Origin of the sequence: Kitasatospora sp. NPDC048298 (assembly GCF_043201465.1) — a bacterium.
In the GTDB taxonomy this organism is placed as follows: domain Bacteria; phylum Actinomycetota; class Actinomycetes; order Streptomycetales; family Streptomycetaceae; genus Kitasatospora.
Genome location: NZ_JBICYZ010000010.1, coordinates 144451 through 164357, shown reverse-complemented (window position 1 = coordinate 164357; position 19907 = coordinate 144451). Strand labels below are relative to the sequence as shown.

The window sequence follows — 19907 nt, the reverse complement described above, 5'->3', positions numbered from 1 at the left end:
GTCACCGTCCTTCCCGGGCGTGCCGGGCGATCTGCCGCAGGGCGGCGGCGAAGTCCTCGGCCGCCCGGCGGACGGCCGCGGTGTCGTGGGCGGCGGGCCGGTGGTGCCAGGTGAAGGCGAGGCGTCCGTGCTGGGCCGCGCCGACCACCTCCAGCGGGTGGGAGCCGCCGTCCCGGGGGTCGTGGTCCCGGCCGAAGGAGCCGAGTTCGGCGCGGACCAGGCCGTCGTCGGCGGTCTCGGGCCGGGCGTCCCACTGGCCGAGGTAGTTGAAGACCACCTGGCTGTGCCCGCCGGCGGCGAGGCGCTCGCGGACCTCGGGGCCGCCGAAGGTCCGCAGGGCGCCGAAGCCCAGGCCGTTGCCGGGCACCGCGCGCAGTTGCCGGCGCACGGACTTCACCAGGGCGCGCCAGTCGCGGTCCGGGCCGAGGTCGGCGGGGTCGGGGACGTGGAAGGTGACGGGGTGGACGGTGGTGAACCAGCCGACCGTACGGGACAGGTCGACGCCCTCCAGCAGGTCCTCCCGGCCGTGCCCCTCCAGGTCCAGGGCGATCCGCTCCCGGCCGCTCCAGCGGGCCAGGGCGAGGGCGAGGGCGGCGAGCAGCACGTCGTTGACCCGGGTGCGGTAGGCGGCGGGGGCGGCGCGCAGCAGCGCCTCGGTGTCCGCCTCGTCGAGTTCGACGGTGACCGCGCCCCTCTCGGAGTCGTCACCGCCGGCGCCTCCGGGCAGGTCGGTCCGGGCGGTCACCGCCTCCTCCCAGTACGGGAGTTCGTGGTCCAGGCCGCCCTCGGCGACGTGGGCGGAGAGCCGGTGCGCCCAGTCCCGGAAGGAGGTTCCGCGCTCCCCGAGGCCGATCTTCTCGCCGCGGACGGCCTGCCGGTGGGCGCTCTCCAGGTCGTCGCGCAGCACCCGCCAGGAGACGGCGTCGACGACGAGGTGGTGGGCGACCAGGAGCAGCAGGGCGGGGTGGTCCGGGTGGCCGGTGAACAGGGCGGCGCGCAGCAGCGGGCCGCCGGCGAGGTCGAAGCCGGCGTGGAGTTCGTCGGCGGCCCTGGCCATGGCCGCGTCGGCGGCCTCGGTGCCCTGCCCGGTCAGGTCGTGGTGGACCAGGAGGCCGTCGACGGGGGCGGGCGGCGGGTTGAACTGGTGCCAGCCGGTCTCGTCGTGGGTGTAGCGCATGCGCAGCGCGTCGTGGTGTTCCAGCAGGGCGTCGAGGGCGGCGCGCAGCGCCTGCGGGTCGGGGTCGGCGGCGAGTTCGAGCAGGGTGGACTGGTTGAAGTGGTGGTGGGCGGCGCGCGGGGTGGTCAGGAACCACTCCTGGATGGGGGTGAGCGGCACGTCGCCGGTCACCGGGCCGTCGTCGGCGCGTTCGGTGACGGCGGTGACGACGGTGGCGAGCCGGGCCACGGTCTGGTGGCTGAACAGGTCCCGGGTGGCCAGGTGGAGGCCGTCGCGGCGCAGCCGGGACACCACCTGCATGCTGAGGATGGAGTCGCCGCCGAGCAGGAAGAAGTTGTCGTCGGCGCCGACCTCGTCGAGGCCGAGGACGTCGGCCCAGATCCGGGCGATCCGGCGTTCGAGGTCGGTCTCCGGCGCCCGGCCCGGGCCGCCGGAGGTGGCGTGGGCGGGCCCGGGGTCGGGCAGGGCCCGCCGGTCGAGCTTGCCGTTGGGGGTGAGCGGGAGGCGCTCCAGCGGGACGAAGGCCGCGGGGACGAGGTGCGGGGGCAGTGACTCGGCGAGGTGGAGGCGCAGTTCGAGGGCGGGGGCGCCGGCGGTGGCGTCGGCCGGGACGACGTAGCCGACCAGCCGGCCGCCGCCCGGGCCGTCGGGGCGGACGGTGACGACGGCGTCGCGCACCAGGGGGCTGCGGCGCAGGGCGCTCTCGATCTCGCCCGGTTCGATCCGGAAGCCGCGCAGTTTGATCTGCTCGTCGGCGCGTCCGGCGAACCGGAGTTGGCCGTCGGCGTCGCGGCGGGCGAGGTCGCCGGTGCGGTACATCCGGGTGCCGGGCGCGCCGTACGGGTCGGGCAGGAAGCGGGCGGCGGTGAGGCCGGGCCGGCCGAGGTAGCCGCGGGCGAGGCCGGGGCCGGCCAGGTAGAGCTCGCCGGTGATGCCGGGCGGCACCGGCCGCAGGGCGGTGTCCAGGACGTACGCGCGGGTGGCGCCGCTGGGGCGGCCGATCGCGGGGCTGCCGCCGCCGGGGGCGAGCGGGTCGGTCCAGCTGGCGACGACGGTGGCCTCGGTGGGGCCGTAGGAGTTGATCATCCGTCGGCCGGGGGCCCAGGTGTCGACGAGGTCGGCCGGGCAGGCCTCGGCGCCGACCACCAGGGTGCGCAGCCCGGGCAGGGCGGCGGCGGTCTCCGGTTCCAGGGTGGCCAGGGCCGCCGGGGGGATCAGGGTGTGGCTGATCCGGCGGGCGGCCAGCACCTCGGCGAGCCGTTCGCCGACCAGCGGCCCCTCCTCCCCGGTGACCAGGGCGGCCCCGGTGAGCAGGGCGATGCACAGTTCCAGCACGGAGGCGTCGAAGCTGGGCGAGGCGAACTGGAGCACCCGGTCGCCGGGGCCGACGGCGTACTGCTCGGCGGCGGCGGCCGCGAAGACGGCGAGGCCGGCGTGGGTGACCAGGACGCCCTTGGGGGTGCCGGTGGAGCCGGAGGTGTAGATGGTGTAGGCCGGGTGGGCGGGGGTGAGGGCGGTGGTGCGGTCGGCGTCGGTGGGCGCGGTGTCCGGCCCGTCGGCGGCCCACACCTCGGCCGGGTCGTCGAGCAGCAGGTGGGTGCCGGCGTCGCGGACCATGAACTCCCGCCGGGGCGCCGGGTAGTCCGGGTCGACGGGGAGGAAGGCGCCGCCGGCCTTGGCGACGGCGAGCTGGGCGACGACCATGGCGGCCGAGCGGGGCAGCGCGAGGGCGACCAGCCGCTCGGGCCCGACGCCGCGCCCGATGAGCCGGTGGGCCAGCCGGTTGGCGGCCCGGTCCAGTTCGGCGTAGCTCAGCTCCCGTTCGCCGTCGAGCAGGGCCGGTGCGTCGGGGGTGGCGGCGGCCTGCCGCTGGAAGAGTTCGGGCAGGGTCGCCTCGGGCACCGGGCGGAAGGTGCCGGTCGGCTCGACGGGCGGCGCGTCCGGGCTGGCCAGCGGCAGCGCGCCGACGGCGCGGGCCGGGTCCTGGGCGACGGCGGTCAGCAGGGTGGCGAGCTGGCCGGCCATCCGCTCGACGGTGGCCGGGTCGAACAGGTCGGTGTTGTAGGTGAGCAGGCCGTGCAGCGCTCCGCTGTCGGCCTCGGCGAACTCCACCACCAGGTCGAAGGCCGTGCGGGTGTTGTCGGTCTCGACGTCGCCCACGTCCAGGCCGGGCAGGTCGAGTGCGGCGGACGGGGCGTTCTGGAGCACCACGAGGACCTGGAAGAGCGGGCTGCGGCTGGTGTCGCGCACCGGCTGGACCTCGTCGACGACCTTCTCGAAGGGCACGTCCTGGTGGGCGAGGGCGTCCAGGACGGTCTGCCGGACCTCGCCGAGCAGCGCGTCGAAGGGCTGCCCGGGCTCGACCCGGGAGCGCAGCACCAGGGTGTTGACGAAGAACCCGACGAGGCTCTGGACCTCGGGGCGGTCGCGGCCGGAGGTGACGGTGCCGACGGCGATGTCGGTGTCCCCGGCGAGCCGGGCCAGGTAGGCCTGGGCGGCGGCGACCAGGGTGGTGAACAGGGTGGTGCCGCGCTCGCGGCCGACCTCGGCCAGCCGGCGGGCGGTGTCGGCGGGCAGTTCCAGCCGGGCGGTGGCGCCGTTGCTGGTGCGCACCGCGGGCCGGGGCCGGTCGGTGGGCAGCCGCAGCGGGGCGACGCCGTCCAGTTGCCGCCTCCAGTAGTCGAGTTGCTGCTCGGCGGGGGCGCCGGCGGTGCGCTGCCAGTGCGCGTAGTCGGCGTACTGCACCGGAAGCGGCGCCAACGGGCCTTGCGTGGAGTCGAGTTCGGCGCGGTAGAGGTGGGCGAGGTCGGTGAGCAGCACCGCGGTGGACCAGCCGTCGGTGACGATGTGGTGCAGGGTCAGCGCGAGCACGTGCTCGCCGTCGGCGAGCCGGGCCAGGGCGGGCCGCAGCAGCGGTCCGCGGCGCAGGTCGAAGGGGCGGGCGCGTTCGGCGGCGAGCAGCTCGCGCAGGGCCTCCTCCCTTTCCCTGTACGGCAGTTCGGCGAGGTCGTGGAGCGGCAGCGGGACGTCCCGCGGCGGGTGGACGAGCTGGACGCCGTGGCCGTCGACGCTGTCGAAGGTGGTGCGCAGCGACTCGTGCCGGGCCGCCAGGGCGCCGAGGGCCGCGCCGAGGGCCTCGGTGTCCAGGGTGCCGCGCAGCCGCAGCGCGAGCGCGGTGACGTACTCGGCGCCGCCGGGCGCGAACTCCTCCAGGAACCAGAGGCGTTGCTGGGCGTAGGACATCGGGGCGGCGCCGGCGCGGGCGACCGGGAGCACCGGCGGGCGGGCCGGGGTGCCCGGCTCGGAGGTGAGCAGCCGGGCCAGGCCTTCCGGGGTGGGGTGGTCGAAGACCGCGCGGGGGCCGAGGTCGGTGCCGAAGGCCTCGGCGAGGCGGGCGGCGAGCCGGATGCTGAGGATGGAGTCGCCGCCCAGGGCGAAGAAGTCCTCGTCGACGCCGGGCGGGCGGATGCCGAGGACCTCGGCGAACACCTCGGTGGTGCGGTGTTCGGCCGCGGTGCGCGGTTCGGTGCGGGAGCGGCGCTCGCCGCCGGGTTCCGGCGCCGGGAGGGCGGCCCGGTCGACCTTTCCGTTGCGGCTCAGCGGGAGGGCGGCCAGCGGGACGAAGGCGGCCGGGACGAGGTAGTCGGGCAGGGTGCGGGCGGCGAAGGCCCGCAGCTCCTCGGGGTCGGCGGCGCCGACCGGGTAGGCGACCAGCCGGCGGGCGCCGGGCCGGTCCTCGCGGACGACCACGGCGACGTCGGAGACCAGCGGGTGAGCAGCCAGGGCGGCCTCCACCTCGGCGGGCTCGACCCGGAAGCCGCGGATCTTCACCTGGTCGTCGGCGCGGCCGAGGAACTCGACGGTGCCGTCGGCGCGGCGGCGGGCGAGGTCCCCGGTGCGGTACATCCGGGCGCCGGGCGGGCCGGAGGGGTCAGCGAGGAAGCGGGCGGCGGTCGCGCCGGGGCGGCCGAGGTAGCCGCGGGCCACGCCCTCGCCGGCCAGGTACAGCTCGCCCGCGCAGCCCGGCGGGACGGGCCGCAGCCGCCGGTCCAGGACGTGCGCCCGCCGGTCGTCCAGCGGGCGGCCGATCGGGACGGTGTCGGGCACCGCGGCGGCGTCCGACAGGGCGTGGGCGGTGGCGAAGGTGGTCGTCTCGGTGGGGCCGTAGCCGTCCACCACGGTCAGCCCGGGGCAGGCGGCGAGGACGCGGCGCACGGCGGCGGCGGGCACCACGTCCCCGCCGGTCCACAGCGCTCGCAGGCCGCTGAAGCAGTCCGGCGCGTCCTGGGCGAGCAGCCGGAACAGCCCGGCGGTGAGCCAGATCGCGGACGGCCCGTCCGGCCCGGCGAGCCGGCGCAGCAGCGTGGCGTCCAGCGGCCCCCGGGGGGCGACGAGGACGCAGCCGCCGTTCAGCAGCGGCGCCCACACCTCGAAGGTGGCGGCGTCGAAGGCGACCGGCGAGTGCAGCAGCACCCGGGCGCAGCTGCCGTCGGCGAAGCGGCTGTCGGTGGCGAGCGAGGCCACGTCGCGGTGCCGGACGGCGACGGCCTTGGGCTCGCCGGTGGAGCCGGAGGTGTACATCACGTACGCCAGCCGGTCGGGGTCGGCGCTCGGCCGTGCGGGCGCCGCCGGGGCCGGTTCGTCGAGTGCGGCGGCGACCTGCTCGGCGGTGAGCAGCAGGGCCGCGCCGGCCCGGTCGAGCAGGGCGCGGCGGCGCTCCTCGGGGGCGCGCAGGTCGACGGGCAGGTAGGCGCCGCCCGCCTTGAGGACGGCCAGCTCGGCGACGACGAGTTCGGCGCCGCGGTCCATCGCCAGCGCCACCCGGCCCTCGGGGGCCAGGCCGTCGGCGAGCAGCCGGGCGGCCAGCCGGTCGGACCAGTCGTCCAGTGCGCGGTACGTCAGTTCCCGCTCGCCGTCGCGCACGGCGGGGGCGTCGGGGGTGCGGCGCGCCTGCTCGGCGAAGATCCGCAGCGGGCTGTCCGGCGCCGGCGGGCGGGCGGTGGTGTGCCAGGAGGCGAGCAGGGCGCGGTCGGCCGCCGTGAGCGGGTCGAGCGCGGCGAGGTCGCCGTCCAGGCCGTCGGCGAGGGCGGTCAGCAGCAGGGCGAGGCGGTCGGCGGCATCCCGGGCGGTGCTCTCGTCGAACAGCGCGGGGTCGTACGCCAGGTCGAAGGCGAGCTGTCCGCTGAGGTGGGCGCGCAGGCACCAGGGGAAGGTGGTGGCGTCGTCGGCGCGCACCTCGACCACCCGGACGCCGGTGCGGTCCGCGGCGGACTCGTCGACGGGGTAGTTCTCGAACACCAGCATGCTGTCGAACAGCGCCTCCCCGGCGGGCAGTTCGCTCAGGCCCTGGATCCGGGGCAGGGCCAGGTGGTCGTGGCGGCGGCCGTCGCTCTGCCGGTCCTGGAGGTCCCGCAGCCAGTTCCGCACGCTCCCGGTCGGCAGCTGGACACGGGCCGGCACGGTGTTGATGAACAGGCCGATCATCGTCTCGACACCGGGCAGTTCGGCCGGCCGGCCGGAGACGGTGGTGCCGAAGACGACGTCCCCGGTGCCGCCGTAGCGGGCCAGCAGCAGCGCCCAGGCGCCCTCGACCAGGGTGTTGACGGTCAGTCCGGCGGCCGCGGCGTTCTCCCGCAGCCGGGCGGAGAGCGCCCCGTCGAGTTCGCGGTGGACGGCGGCGGTGGCGCGGGCCCGGTGGGCCCCGGCGGGCCGGCGGTCGTAGGGCAGCGCGGTCCGTTCGGTGAACCCTTCCAGGGCCGCGCTCCAGTGCTCCTCGGCGGCCCGCCCGTCCTGCTCGCGCAGCCAGCCGAGGAAGTCCGCGAAGGGGCGGCGGACCGGGCGGGGGGCCTGCGGTCCGCCGGTCAGCGCGGCGTACTCCTCGCACACCTCGGTGAGCAGCTGCCCGGTGCTCCAGCCGTCCAGGATCACGTGGTGGGTGGACCAGAGCAGCAGCACCTCGTCGCCGGGCAGCGCGGCCAGGGCCAGCCTGGTGAGCGGCGCGGTGCCGAGGTCCAGCCCGGCGGCCCGCTCCTCGGCGAGCAGCCGCTCGGTCGCGGCGGCGCGCCGCTCGGACGTCAGGCCGCGCCAGTCCAGGTGACGGACGGGCAGGGCGGCGCGGCGCGCGACCAGCTGGACGGGGTGCGGCAGGCCGCGCCAGTGCACGGCGGTGCGCAGCGCCGGGGTGCGGTCGGCGACCAGCTGCCAGGCCTCGGCGAAGGCCGCCGGGTCGGTGACGCCGGCCAGCCGGACGGCGATCCGGTCCACGTAGGCACCGTCCTCGTCGACCAGGCCGTGGAAGAGCATGCCGGACTGCAGCGGGGTGAGCGGCAGCACGTCCTCGGCCTCGCGGCCGTCGCCGACCAGGTGGTCCAGCGCGGCCTGGTCGAGGCCGGCCAGCGGGAAGTCGGACGGGGTGCGGCCGCCGGCGCCCGGGGCGGCGCAGTGCTCGGCCAGTTCGCGCAGGGCGTGCAGGGTCTGCTCGGCGAGGGCGCGGACGGTGGACTCCTCGTACACCGCCGCGGGGTAGGTCCAGCCCAGTTCGAGCCGGCCGTCCTGGACCGCGCCGATGACGTCCAGCAGGTAGGGGCGGGGCTCGTCGGGGTCGGTGTCCCGCCCGGCCGGGGGCAGCGAGCCGCGCAGCAGCCCGTCGGCGCCGCCGCGGGTGTCCCACTGGCCGTGGTAGTTGAAGCCGAACTGCGGCGCGGCCGCGTCGGCCGGCAGGGCGGACGGGTGGAGGTGGCGCAGGGCGCCGTGGCTGAGTCCGCGCAGCGGGACGGCGCGCAGCTGCTCCTTGACCGAGCGCAGGGTGTCGTGCCAGCCGGCCGCGGGGTCGACGCGCAGGGCGAGCGGGAACTCGGCGGTGAACCAGCCGACCGTCCGGGAGAGGTCCTGGTCGGCGAAGAGGTCCTCGCGGCCGTGGCCCTCGACGCCGATCAGCAGGGAGCCGCGGCCGCACCAGCGGGCCAGGGTGCGGCCGAGCGCGCTGAGCAGGACGTCGTTGACCTGGGTCCGGTAGACCTCCGGGACGCGGCGCAGCAGGGCCTCGGTGGTCTCCTCGTCCAGGGTGACGGTGAGGGTGGCGGCGGTGCCGTGGGTGTTGGGGCCGGGACGCCCGGCGGGCAGTTCGGCCGGGGCCTCGCCGGTGCGGGTCCAGTAGGCGGTGTCGGCGTCCAGGGCGCCGGAGCGGGTGTGCCGCTCCAGCCGGGCGGCCCACCGGGTGTAGGAGGTGCCGGGCTCGGGCAGCCGGACGGGTGCGCCGCTCCGGGCGGCGCGGTAGGCGGCTTCGAGGTCGGCGAGCAGGATGCGCCAGGAGACGCCGTCCACGGCCAGGTGGTGGACGGTCAGCACGAGTTGGCCCGGCTGCCGTTCGCCGCCGTCGAAGTACAGGGCGCGCAGCATCCGGCCCTCGACCGGGTCGAGGGAGCGCTGGGCCTGCTCGGCGGCCTGCTGCACCTCGGCTTCCGCCGCGCCCCGGTGGCGGGTGAAGACGCCATCCGGGCCCGCGGGGAGGACTTCCTGGTACCAGCCGGTCCCGCCGTGGCGGAAGCGGGTGCGCAGCGCCGGGTGGTGCTCCACCAGGGCGAGCACGGCCCGGTGCAGGGCGGCCGGGTCGGTGTCCGGGGCCAGCGCGAGGCGCTGGGTCATGGTGAAGCGCAGCGCCTCGCCGGGCCGGCGGCCGTCGAGGTACCAGTGCTGGATCGGGGTGAGCGGCGCCTCGGCGGGCTCGGCCTCCTCCCCCGGCTCCGCGAGGTCGGACAACTCGCCGACGCAGAGGGCGAGTTCGGCGACGTTCTGGTAGCGGAAGACGTCCTTGGTGGTGAGGGCGAGTCCGGCGGCGCGGGCCCGGGAGACGATCTGGATGCTGAGGATGGAGTCCCCGCCGAGGGCGAAGAAGTTGTCCCGGGCGCCGACCCGCTCCACGCCCAGCACCTCGGCCCAGATCGCGGCGAGCAGCTCCTCGGTGCCGGGGCGCGGGGCGACGTACGGGGTGGTGCGGTCCGGCTGGGCGGGCGGGGCGGGCAGGGCGCGCCGGTCGGTCTTGCCACTGGTAGTGCGCGGGATGCGGGCCAGCGGGACGAAGGCGGTGGGCACCAGGTGGTCGGGCAGGGTGCGGCGCAGCCAGGCCCGCAGCTCCTCGGCGGGCGGCACCCGCTCCCCGGCGGGCACCGGGTAGCCGACCAGGACGGTCCGGCCGCCCTGGTCGCGGGCGGCGACGGCGCAGTCCGCGAGGTCGGGGTGGGACAGCAGGGCGGCCTCCACCTCGCCGGGCTCTATTCGGAAGCCGCGGATCTTGACCTGCTCGTCGGCGCGGCCGAGGAACTCCAGCTGCCCTCCCCCAGCCTCCGGCCGGGGGGACCCCCATGCGTCCCAGCGGGCGAGGTCACCGGTGCGGTACATCCGGGTGCCGGGCGGGCCGTACGGGTCGGGCAGGAAGCGGGTGGCGGTCAGTCCGGGCCGGCCCAGGTAGCCGCGAGCGAGCTGCTCACCGGCCAGGTACAGCTCCCCCGGCATGCCGGGCGGCACCGGGCGCAGCGCGCCGTCGAGCACGTAGGCGGTGACGCCCCGGCCCGGCCGGCCGATCACCGGGCGCCCGGGGTGGTCGGCGCAGCGGGCGTAGACGGCGTCGACGGTGCACTCGGTGGGCCCGTACAGGTTGTAGGTGCTGATGCCGAACTCGGCCTGCGCGGCGCACAGTTCCCGCCAGGTGGCGGCGGGGACGGCCTCGCCGCCGAGCTGCAGCAGCCGGGGGTGGTGCGCGGCGGGGGCGAAGAGCCCGGCGGCGGTGAGTTCGCGCAGGAAGGAGGGGGTGACGTTGACGACGTCGAGCCGCTGTTCGACGATCCGGGCGCAGAAGGCCTGCGGGTCCAGCCGGACGTCCTCGTCGATCAGGTGGAGTTCCTGGCCGGACACCAGCAGCAGCGGGCCCTCCCAGCTGGTGTCGAAGGAGAGGGAGGCGCTGAGGGCGACCTTCAGCCGGCGGCCGTCGGCGGTGTGCGGGGCGAGCATCCCCTCCCGGTGGTCGCGGCAGAGGTTGACCAGCTGGCGGTGCTCGACGACCACGCCCTTGGGGCGGCCGGTGGAGCCGGAGGTGTGGATCAGGTAGGCGGCGTGCCCCGGCAGCAGCGGGGTGCTCCGCTCGGCGTCGGTCAGGTCGTGGCCGGGCAGGGCCTCCCAGGGCACCTCGCGCAGGGCCCGCTCGGTCAGCACCGTACGCGGCCGGGTGTCGTCGAGCAGCAGGGCGGCCCGCTCCTCGGGCAGGTCCGGGTCGACGAACTGGAGGGCGGCCCCGGCCTTGAGCACCCCGAACAGCGCCACCACCAGCTCGGAGGTGCGCGGCAGCCGGACGGCGACCACCTGCTCCGGGCCGGCGCCGAGGGCCACCAGGTGGCGGGCGAGGCGGTTGGCCCGGGCGTTGAGCGCGGCGTAGTCCAGGGTGGCGTCCCGGGCGACCAGCGCGGTGGCGCCGGGGGTACGGGCGGCCTGCTCCTCGAACAGGGCGGTGAAGGTGGTGTCAGGACCGGGCAGCGGCTCGACCCGCCCCTGCCGCAGCACCTGCCGCCGCTCCTGCCCGGTCATCAGCGGCAGCGCCCCGACGGCCGTCCCCGGCTCCTCGGCGACGGCGGCCAGCAGGGTGGTCAGCCGGGCGGCGAGTTGCTCGGCGGTCCGGGCGTCGAACAGCCCGGTGCTGTACTCCAGGTAGCCGGTCAGGCCGCCGTCGTGCTCGGCGAAGTCGAAGGAGAGGTCGAAGGTGGCGTTGCGGACCGGCGGGGTGATCGGTTCCACCGTCAGGCCGGGCAGCCGGGGCGCCTCGGCGCCGAGGTTGTGCAGGGCCACCATCACCTGGAACAGCGGGGTGCGGCTGGTGTCGCGCTCCGGCTGGAGGGCGTCCACCAGCCGTTCGAAGGGCACCTCCTGGTGGGCCAGGGCGTCCAGGACGGTGGCCTGGGCGGCGGTCAGCAGCTCGCGGAAGGACCGCTCGGGGCGGATGTCGCCGCGCAGCACCAGGGTGTTGACGAACATGCCGACCAGGTCGTGGAGTTCGCCCTGCTCGCGGCCGGAGGTGACGGTGCCGACGGCGATGTCGCGCTGCCCGGACCAGCGGGCCAGCAGCACCTGGCAGGCGGCCAGCAGGACGGTGTAGAGGGTGCCGTCGGCCTCCCGGCCGCGCTCGCGCAGCCGGGCGGTCAGCTCGGCGGGCAGCGCGAAGGTGACCAGCGCGCCCTCCCGGGTGCGCACCGCCGGGCGCGGCCGGTCGGTGGGCAGCTCCAGCGGCTCCAGGCCGTCCAGGGCCCGGCGCCAGTGGTCGAGGTCGGCCTCGGCGGCGGCGGTGCGGGTGCGCTGCCAGGCCGCGAAGTCGGTGTACCGCAGCGGCAGTTCGGGCAGCCGCGGGACACGGCCCGCCAGGGCGGCGGCGTACAGCTCGCCGAGGTCGCGGCCGAGCACGCCCATCGACCAGCCGTCGGTGGCGATGTGGTGCACGGCCAGGGCGAGGACGTACTCCTCGGCGGCCGTGCGGGCCAGGTGGGCGCGCAGCACCGGGCCGGCCTCCAGGTCGAAGGGGGTGGCGGCGATCCGCTCCAGCAGGGCGTCCAGCTCGGCGGGCGGGACGTCCTCGCAGGGCAGCTCGACGGGGTACGGCGGGCGCACCACCTGGCGGGCCCGGCCGTCCCGTTCGGCGTAGCCGGTCCGCAGCGCCTCGTGCCGCTCCACCAGGGCGTCCAGGGCGGTGCCCAGCGCCTCCCGGTCGAGGGGCCCGCGCAGCCGCAGCACGGACAGCGAGGTGTACTCGGTGCTGCCGGGCTCGAAGCGGTCGAGGAACCAGAGCCGCTGCTGGGCGTAGGAGAGCGGCGGCTCGGCGCCCGGGTCGGCGGCGGGGATGACGGTCCGTGCGGTGCCGGGGCGGCCCGGCTCGCCGAGCGCCGCGGCGAGGTCGGCGAGCACGGGGTGGGTGAACAGCAGCCGGGGCGAGAGGTCCGCGGAGCCGAAGGCGGTGCGCAGCCGGGCGGTGACCCGCACGGCGAGGATGGAGTCCCCGCCGAGGGCGAAGAAGTCGTCCTCGGCGCCGACCTCGCCGGTGTCCAGGACCTCCGTCCAGGCCTCGGCGACCAGCCGCTCGGCGGGGGTGCGGGGGACGGTGCGCTCGCGGCCGGCCGCGAAGCCGTCCGGTCCCGGCAGCGGCAGGGCGCGCCGGTCGAGCTTGCCGTTGGGGGTGAGCGGCAGCGCGGCCAGCGGGACGTACGCGGCGGGCACCAGGTAGGCGGGCAGCAGCCGTTCCAGGTGGGCGCGCAGCTCGGCGGCGCCCGGGGGCTGCTCCTGGCCCTCGCCGACGACGTGGGCGACCAGCCGGCGGGTGCCGGACGTGTCCTGGTAGACGCCGACGGTGGCCAGGCCCACGCCGGGGTGGGTCTGGAGGGCGGCCTCGATCTCGCCGGGTTCGATCCGGTAGCCGCGGATCTTGACCTGCTGGTCGGCGCGGCCCAGGTAGCGCAGGGTGCCGTCGGCCTGTCGGCGGGCGCGGTCGCCGGTGCGGTACATCCGGCTGCCGGGGGCGCCGAACGGGTCGGCGAGGAAGCGCGTGGCGGTGAGGCCTGGCCGGTTGAGGTAGCCGCGGGCCAGGCCCTCGCCCGCCACGTACAGTTCGCCGACGGCGCCCGGGGGCAGCAGGGCCAGGTCGTCGTCGAGCACGTACAGCCGCAGGTCGGCGATGCCGGTGCCGATCGGGCCCGGGCCGCCGGCGGTGGCCGCGGCGGTGGCCCGGTCGAGTTCGGTGTGGGTGACGTGCACGGTGGTCTCGGTGATGCCGTACATGTTCACCAGGCGCGGGGCGTCCTCGGGGTGGCGCCGGTACCAGTCGGTGAGCCGGGTGACGTCCAGCGCCTCGCCGCCGAAGACCACGGTGCGCAGCGCCAGCCGGGCGGAGACGTCCGGGTGCTGGGCGTCGGCGCGGGCCAGCTGGTGGAACGCGGACGGGGTCTGGTTGAGGACGGTGACCCGCTCGTCGGCGAGCAGCCGCAGGAAGTCCTCCGGGGAGCGGGCGGTGTCCTCGGGCACCACCACGAGCCGGCCGCCGTGCAGCAGCGGGCCCCACAGCTCCCAGACCGAGAAGTCGAAGGTGTAGGAGTGGAAGAGCGTCCAGACGTCCTCGGGGCCGAAGCCGAACTGCTCCCGGGTCTGCTCGAACAGCCGGACGACGTTGGCGTGCGGTATCACGACGCCCTTGGGGCGGCCGGTGGAGCCGGAGGTGAAGATGGCGTAGGCGGGGCTGTCGGGCAGCGGACGGCGTTCGGCGCCGAGCGGGCCGGCCGGGCGGCGGGCGAGGTCGGCGCGCACCTCGGGGCGGGCCAGGGCGAGGACGGGGACCTCGACACCGGCCGGCTCCTCGAAGGTCACCAGGGCCACCGGGGCGGCGTCGCGCAGCAGTTCGGCGCGGCGTTCGGCGGGCAGGGCCGGGTCCAGCGGCAGGTAGGCGGCGCCGCTCTTGAGGACGGCGAGGACGGCCACCACCAGCTCGGTGCTGCGGGGCAGCGCCAGGGCGACGTACCGCTCGGGGCCGGCGCCGAACTCGGCCAGCCGGTGGGCGAGCCGGTCGGCCCGGGCGTCCAGTTCGGCGTAGGAGAGCTGCTCGGCGCCGCAGGTGACGGCCACGGCGCCCGGGGTGCGGGCGGCCTGCTCCTCGAACAGCTCGACCAGGGTGCGCTCGGGGCGGCCCTGGGCGGCGCCGTTCCAGTCGACCAGCAGCCGGCGCCGCTCCTCCTCGGTGGTCCGGGCCAGGACGCGCAGCGGGCGGTCGAGGCCGGCGGCCAGCTCGGTGAGCAGCAGGCAGAGCCGATCGGCGAGGCCGCGCACGGTGGCGGCGTCGAACAGCTCGGGGTCGTAGGCGAGGTCGAAGCCGACCTGCCCGCCCTGGTAGGCGCGCAGCACCAGCGGGAAGTTGGTGGCGTCCCGGGAGGACACCTCGGCCAGGCGCACTCCGGTGCTGGCGGCGTCGGCGTCGTCGAAGGGGTAGTTCTCGAAGGCGACGATGCTGTCGAACAGCGCGCTGCCGGACGGGACGTCGCTGAAGCCGGTGAGTTCGGCGAGCGAGACGGCCGCGTGCCGGCGGGCCTCGGCCTGGTCGTCCTGGAGTTCGCGCAGCCAGTCGGCGGCGGTGCGGGAGCCGTCCACCCGGACCCTCGTGGGCAGGGTGTTGATGAACATGCCGATCATCGACTCGACGCCGGGCAGCTCCTCGGGCCGGCCGGAGACGGTGGTGCCGAACAGGACGTCAGGCTCGCCGCTGTGGCGGGACAGCAGCAGCGCCCAGGCGCCCTGCACCACGGTGCCGAGGGTCAGCCCGGACTGCCGTGCGGTGCGGGCCAGTCGCTCGGATGCCTGCTCGGTCAGGGCGGCGCTGTGGGAGCCGGCCGAGCGGGCCCGGTGGGCCTCGCGCCGCACCCGGTCGGCGGGCAGCGGGGTGGCGGTGGCGAAGCCGTCCAGGACGGACCGCCAGTGGGCCCGGGCGGCCTCGGCGTCCTGCCCGGCCAGCCAGTGCACGTAGTCGGCGAAGGGCCGGCGCACCGCCGGGGCGGGCGCGCCGCCGGTGGTGATCGCCGCGTACTCGGCGAACACGTCGGTGAGCACCTGGGCGAGGCTCCAGCCGTCCAGGATCAGGTGGTGGGAGGTCCACAGCAGCTGGAGCCGGGCCTCGGGCAGCCGGACCAGGGTGAGCCGGGTGAGCGGGGCGGTGGCGATGTCCAGGCCGAGGGCGAGGTCCTCGGCGCGCAGCCGGTCCAGCCGTTCGGCGCGTTCGGCCGGGTCGGCGGCCCGCAGGTCCAGGTGGGTGACGGGCAGTCGCACGCCCCGGCGCACCACCTGGAGCGGGGCGGGGACGCCCTCCCAGACCACCGAGGTGCGCAGTGCGGGCGTCCGGTCGGCGACCCGCTGCCAGGCCAGGGCGAGGGCGTGCGGGTCGGCGACGCCCTCCAGCAGCAGGGCGGCCTGGTCCAGGTAGACGTCGTCCTCGCCGCCGACCAGGCGGTGGAAGAGCATGCCCTCCTGGAGCGGGGTGAGCGGCAGCAGGTCCGTCACGTCCCGGCCGTCGCCGACCAGTTGGTCCAGCTGCTCCTGGTCGAGGCCGGCCAGCGGGAAGTCGGACGGGGTGCGGCCGCCGGCGCCGGGCTCGGCGCAGTGCTCGACGATCGCGGTCAGGGCGGTGAGCACGGCCTCGGCCAGGCCCCGGACGGTGTCGGCCTCGTGGACCTCCTCGCTGTAGTGCCAGGTGAGTTCCAGCTCGCCGTCGGCGACCACGGCGGAGACGTCCAGCAGGTGGTCCAGGGGCTCGTCGGGGGCGAGGTCCCGGCCGGGGGCCTGCCCGGCGGGCGCGAAGTCCCCGGCCGCGGGGGCGGTCCACTGCCCGTGGTAGTTGAAGGAGACCTGCGGCAGCGGGACGTTCCGCAGGGCGGCGGCGCCCGCCGAGGGCGAGCCGAGCCGGGCGAGGGCCTCGTAGCCGAGGCCGCGGCGGGGCACGGCGCGCAGCCGCTCCTTGACCTGCTTGAGGGTGGCGGCCCAGTCGGGGGCGTCGGCGGGGCCGGCCGGGGTGAGGGTGACGGGGTACTGGGTGGTGAACCAGCCGACGGTGCGGGAGAGGTCGAGGTCGTCGAAGAGGTCCTCGCGGCCGTGGCCCTCCAGGGCGACGGTGGCCCGCCCGGTGCCGGTCCAGTCGGCGAGGGCCCGGCCGAGCGCGCTGAGCAGCACGTCGTTGACCTGGGTGCGGTAGACCTCGGGGACCTTGCGCAGCAGCGCCCCGGTGGTGGCCCGGTCGAGCCGGCCGCGCAGGGTGCGCACCGAGCCGGCCGTGGGGGTGCCGGGCCGGTCGACGGGCAGCGGCTCGGCGGGGGTGTTGGTCTCGGCCCTCCAGTACGGCAGGTCCCGGTCCAGGCCGCCGGCCCGGACCAGCTCGGCGAGCCGGTGGGCCCAGTCGGTGAACGCGGTGGGCTCGGGCTCCGGCTCGGGGGCGGTGCCCGCGGCGGCCTGCCGGTAGGCCTGCTCCAGGTCGGCGAGCAGCACCCGCCAGGAGACGCTGTCCACGGCGAGGTGGTGGGCGGTCAGGAACAGCTGGGGGCGGGCGCCGTCGGCGGCGCGGAACAGGACGGCGCGCAGCAGGGCGCCGGTGGCCGGGTCCAGTTCGGCGCGGGCGGCCTCGGCGGCCCGCAGCCGGGTGGCCTCGGGGTCGTGGCCGGGGTCGAGCCGGCTGAGCAGGTTTCCGGCGTCCGCGACCGGTTCCTGGCGCAGGCCGGCCCCGGTTTCGGCGAACCGGGTGCGCAGCGCCGGGTGGGCGGCCACCAGCGCGGTCAGGGCCCGTTCCAGGGCGGGTTCGTCCAGGTCGTACGGGAGGTCGAGCAGCATCGACATGGTGAAGTGCCGCAGCGGTCCGTGGGCGGCGAAGAACCACTCCTGGACGGGGGTGAGCGGCGCGGGCCCGTCCTGGCGGCGCGGCGCGGCGGCGGGTGCCTCGGCGGTGCGGGCCGCGGCGGCCAGGTCGGCGACGGTCTGGTGGCGGAAGACGTCCTGGGAGCCGATCCGCAGGCCCTCGGCGCGGGCCCGGGAGACGGCCTGGATGCTCAGGATCGAGTCGCCGCCGAGTTCGAAGAAGTTGTCGGTGACGCCGACCCTCGGCACGCCGAGCACCTCGGCCCAGATCGCGGCGAGGATCTCCTCCTCGGGGGTGCGCGGGGCGACGAACTCCCCCTCCCGGCCTTCCGCTTCGGGGGCGGGCAGGGCGCGGCGGTCCAGCTTGCCGCTGGTGCCGAGCGGCAGCGCGTCGAGCACGGTGAAGGAGGACGGCACCAGGTGGTCGGGCAGCACCCGGCGCAGGGCCGCGCGCAGTTCGGCGAAGGGCCGGGCGGCGCCCTCGGCGAAGGGCCGGGCGGCGCCCTCGGCGAAGGGCCGGGCGGCGCCCTCGGCGAAGACCAGGTAGGCGGCCAGCCGGTTCTGCCCGTGGGCGTCGGGGACGGCGACCACGGCGGCCGCGGCGACCTCCGGCAGGTCGAGCAGGGCGGCCTCGATCTCGCCGGGCTCGATCCGGTGGCCGCGCACCTTGACCTGGTCGTCGGCGCGCCCGAGGTACTCCAGGCGCCCGTCGGCCGTCCAGCGGGCGAGGTCGCCGGTGCGGTACATCCGGGTGCCGGGCGGGCCGTACGGGTCGGCGAGGAAGCGGGCGGCGGTCAGCCCCGGGCGGCCGGCGTAGCCGCGGGCGACCTGCTCGCCGGCCAGGTGGAGTTCGCCGCTCACCCCGGGTGGCACCGGCCGGAGCCGCCCGTCCAGGACGTAGGCGCGGACGTTGGGCAGCGGGCGGCCGACCAGCGGCCGGTCCCCGCCGTCGATCCGGCAGGCGAGCGCGTCGACGGTGCACTCGGTGGGGCCGTAGTAGTTGTAGGCGGCCACCTCGGGGCGGGCGGCGAGTTCGCGCCAGAGCCGGGGGGCGACGGCCTCGCCGCCGAGCATCAGCACCCGGAGGTGGTGGCGGGGGTCGTCGAGCAGCCCGGCGGGCAGCAGCTGGCGCAGGTAGGAGGGGGTGAGGTCGAGGAAGTCGATCCGGTGCCGGACGACGTACTCGACCAGCGCGGCCGGGTCCATCCGGGTGGTCTCGTCGACGAGGTGCAGCGGGTGGCCGTCGGCCAGCAGCAGCACGCCCTCCAGCGAGGTGTCGAAGGAGAAGGAGGCGGTCAGCGCGACGTTCAGCGGCCCGCCGCCGGCGTCGGCGACGAAGCCGGCCCGGTGGGCGGCGAGCAGGTGGGCCAGGGCGCGGTGCGGGACGGTGACGCCCTTGGGGCGGCCGGTGGAGCCGGAGGTGTAGAGCACGTACGCGGTGGTGGAGAGGTCGGGCTCGGGAAGCGGGCCGGCGTCGGTGTCAATGTCAGTGTCCGCCAGGGCGCGCAGCGTCTCCTCGTCCAGCAGCAGCGCCGGGCGGGCGTCCTCCAGCAGGTAGCGGACGCGCTCCTCGGGCAGTGCAGGGTCCAGCGGGAGGTAGCCGGCGCCGGCCTTCCAGACCGCGAGGAGGGCCACCACCAGCTCGGCGGTGCGCGGCAGCCGCAGCGCGACCAGCCGTTCGGGGCCGGCGCCGTGGGCGACCAGCCGGCGGGCGAGCCGTTCGGCGCGGGCGTCGAGGGTCGCGTAGTCCAGCCGCTCCTCCCCGGCGACCAGGGCCGGGGCGTGCGGGGTCAGGGCCGCTCGGCGGCGGAACAGTTCGGGGAGGCCGACGGCCTCGACGGGCAGCGCGGTGCCGCTCCACTCCCGGGTGACCTGCTCCGTCTCCCGCGCGGAGAGCAGCGGCAGGGTGGCGAGCGGGCGGTCGGGTTCGGCGGCGGCGCCCTCCAGCAGCCGCAGCAGCTGGTCGGCCATCCGGCCGGCGGTGGGGGCGTCGAAGAGGTCGGCGCGGTACTCCAGGACGCCGGTGAGCGCCTCGCCGTCGGGGACGAACTCGACGCTGAGGTCGAAGGTGGCGGCCTGCCGGGGCACGGTGACCGGGGCGGTGGCGAGTCCGTGCGGGTCGCCGGCGGCGGGCGGGGCGGGGTGCAGCAGCACCAGCACGTCGAACAGCGGGTTGCGGCCGGCCTCGCGGGGCGCGCCGACCGCCTCGACGAGCCGCTCGAAGGGCGTGTCGCCGTGGGCGAGGGCGTCGTTGCCGGTCTCGGTGGCGGCCGTGAGCAGCTCGCGGAAGGACCCGTCGGGCACCACCCGGGTGCGCAGCACCACCGTGTTGACGAAGCAGCCGACGGCCCGTTCCAGCTCGGTGCGGGTGCGGCCGGCCATCAGCGTGCCGACGGTGACGTCCTCCTGCCCGGACCAGCGGGCCAGCAGCGCCTGGGTGCCGGCCACCAGCGCGGTGTTGAGGGTGCCCTGGCGTTCGGCCGCGAGTGCGCGCAGCCGGGCGGTGAGCGGCGCGGGGACGGTGAAGGTGTGCAGGGCGCCGGGGCCGGCCTCCTCGCCGCGCCGCGGGTGGTCCAGCGGCAGCTCGGGCGGCACCGCGCCGACCAGCTTCTCCCGCCAGTGGGCGAGTTGCTTCTCCAGCCGGTCGCCGGAGAGCTGCTCGCGCTGCCACACCGCGAAGTCCGGGTACTGGGCGGCGACTTCGGGCAGGGCGGGCTCGGCGCCGCGAGCCAGGGCGTCGTAGGCGGTGCACAGCTCGTCCAGCACGACGCCCATCGACCAGCCGTCGGTGACGATGTGGTGGGCGGTCAGCTGCAGCACGTGGGCCTGCGGCGACTCGGCCACCAGCAGGGCGCGCAGCAATGGCCCTCGGGCGAGGTCGAAGGGCCGGGAGTACTCCTGGAGCAGGACGTCGTCGAGGCTCTCCCCCGCGGCCCGCTCCCGGACCGGCAGCTCCACCGGGCCGGCCGCCCGGACGGTCTGCACGGGCCGGCCGTCGGCCTCGGTGAAGGTGGTGCGCAGCGCCTCGTGGCGCGCGACCACGGCGGTGAGCGCCGCGGCGAGCGCCGCGTGGTCCAGTGCTCCGGTGAACCGCAGGGCGACGGCGCTGTTGTAGCGCGGGTCCCCGGGGCGCAGCCGGTCCAGGAACCAGAGCCGCTGCTGGACGAAGGAGGGCGGCAGCGGACGGCTGCGGTCGGCGCGCGGGATGGCCCGTTCGGCGGCCGCCTGGGCCCCGCCGGCCCGGCCGGCCAGGCGTTGGCGCAGGGCCTCGCGCAGGTCGGCGGGCAGGGCGGCGGCGCGGTCTCGCTTCGACGTCGTCATG

At 77.0% G+C, this 19907-nt stretch carries 1 protein-coding gene; it reads right to left on the bottom strand.

Translation table 11 applies throughout. The features are described 5' to 3' along the window. Nucleotide 1: 1 nt before the first annotated feature. On the bottom strand, nucleotides 2–19906 hold the full coding sequence (locus tag ACGF0D_RS11455; RefSeq protein WP_392914947.1) for a non-ribosomal peptide synthase/polyketide synthase: 19905 nt from the start codon (nucleotides 19904–19906) through the stop codon (nucleotides 2–4). Nucleotide 19907: the final 1 nt, after the last annotated feature.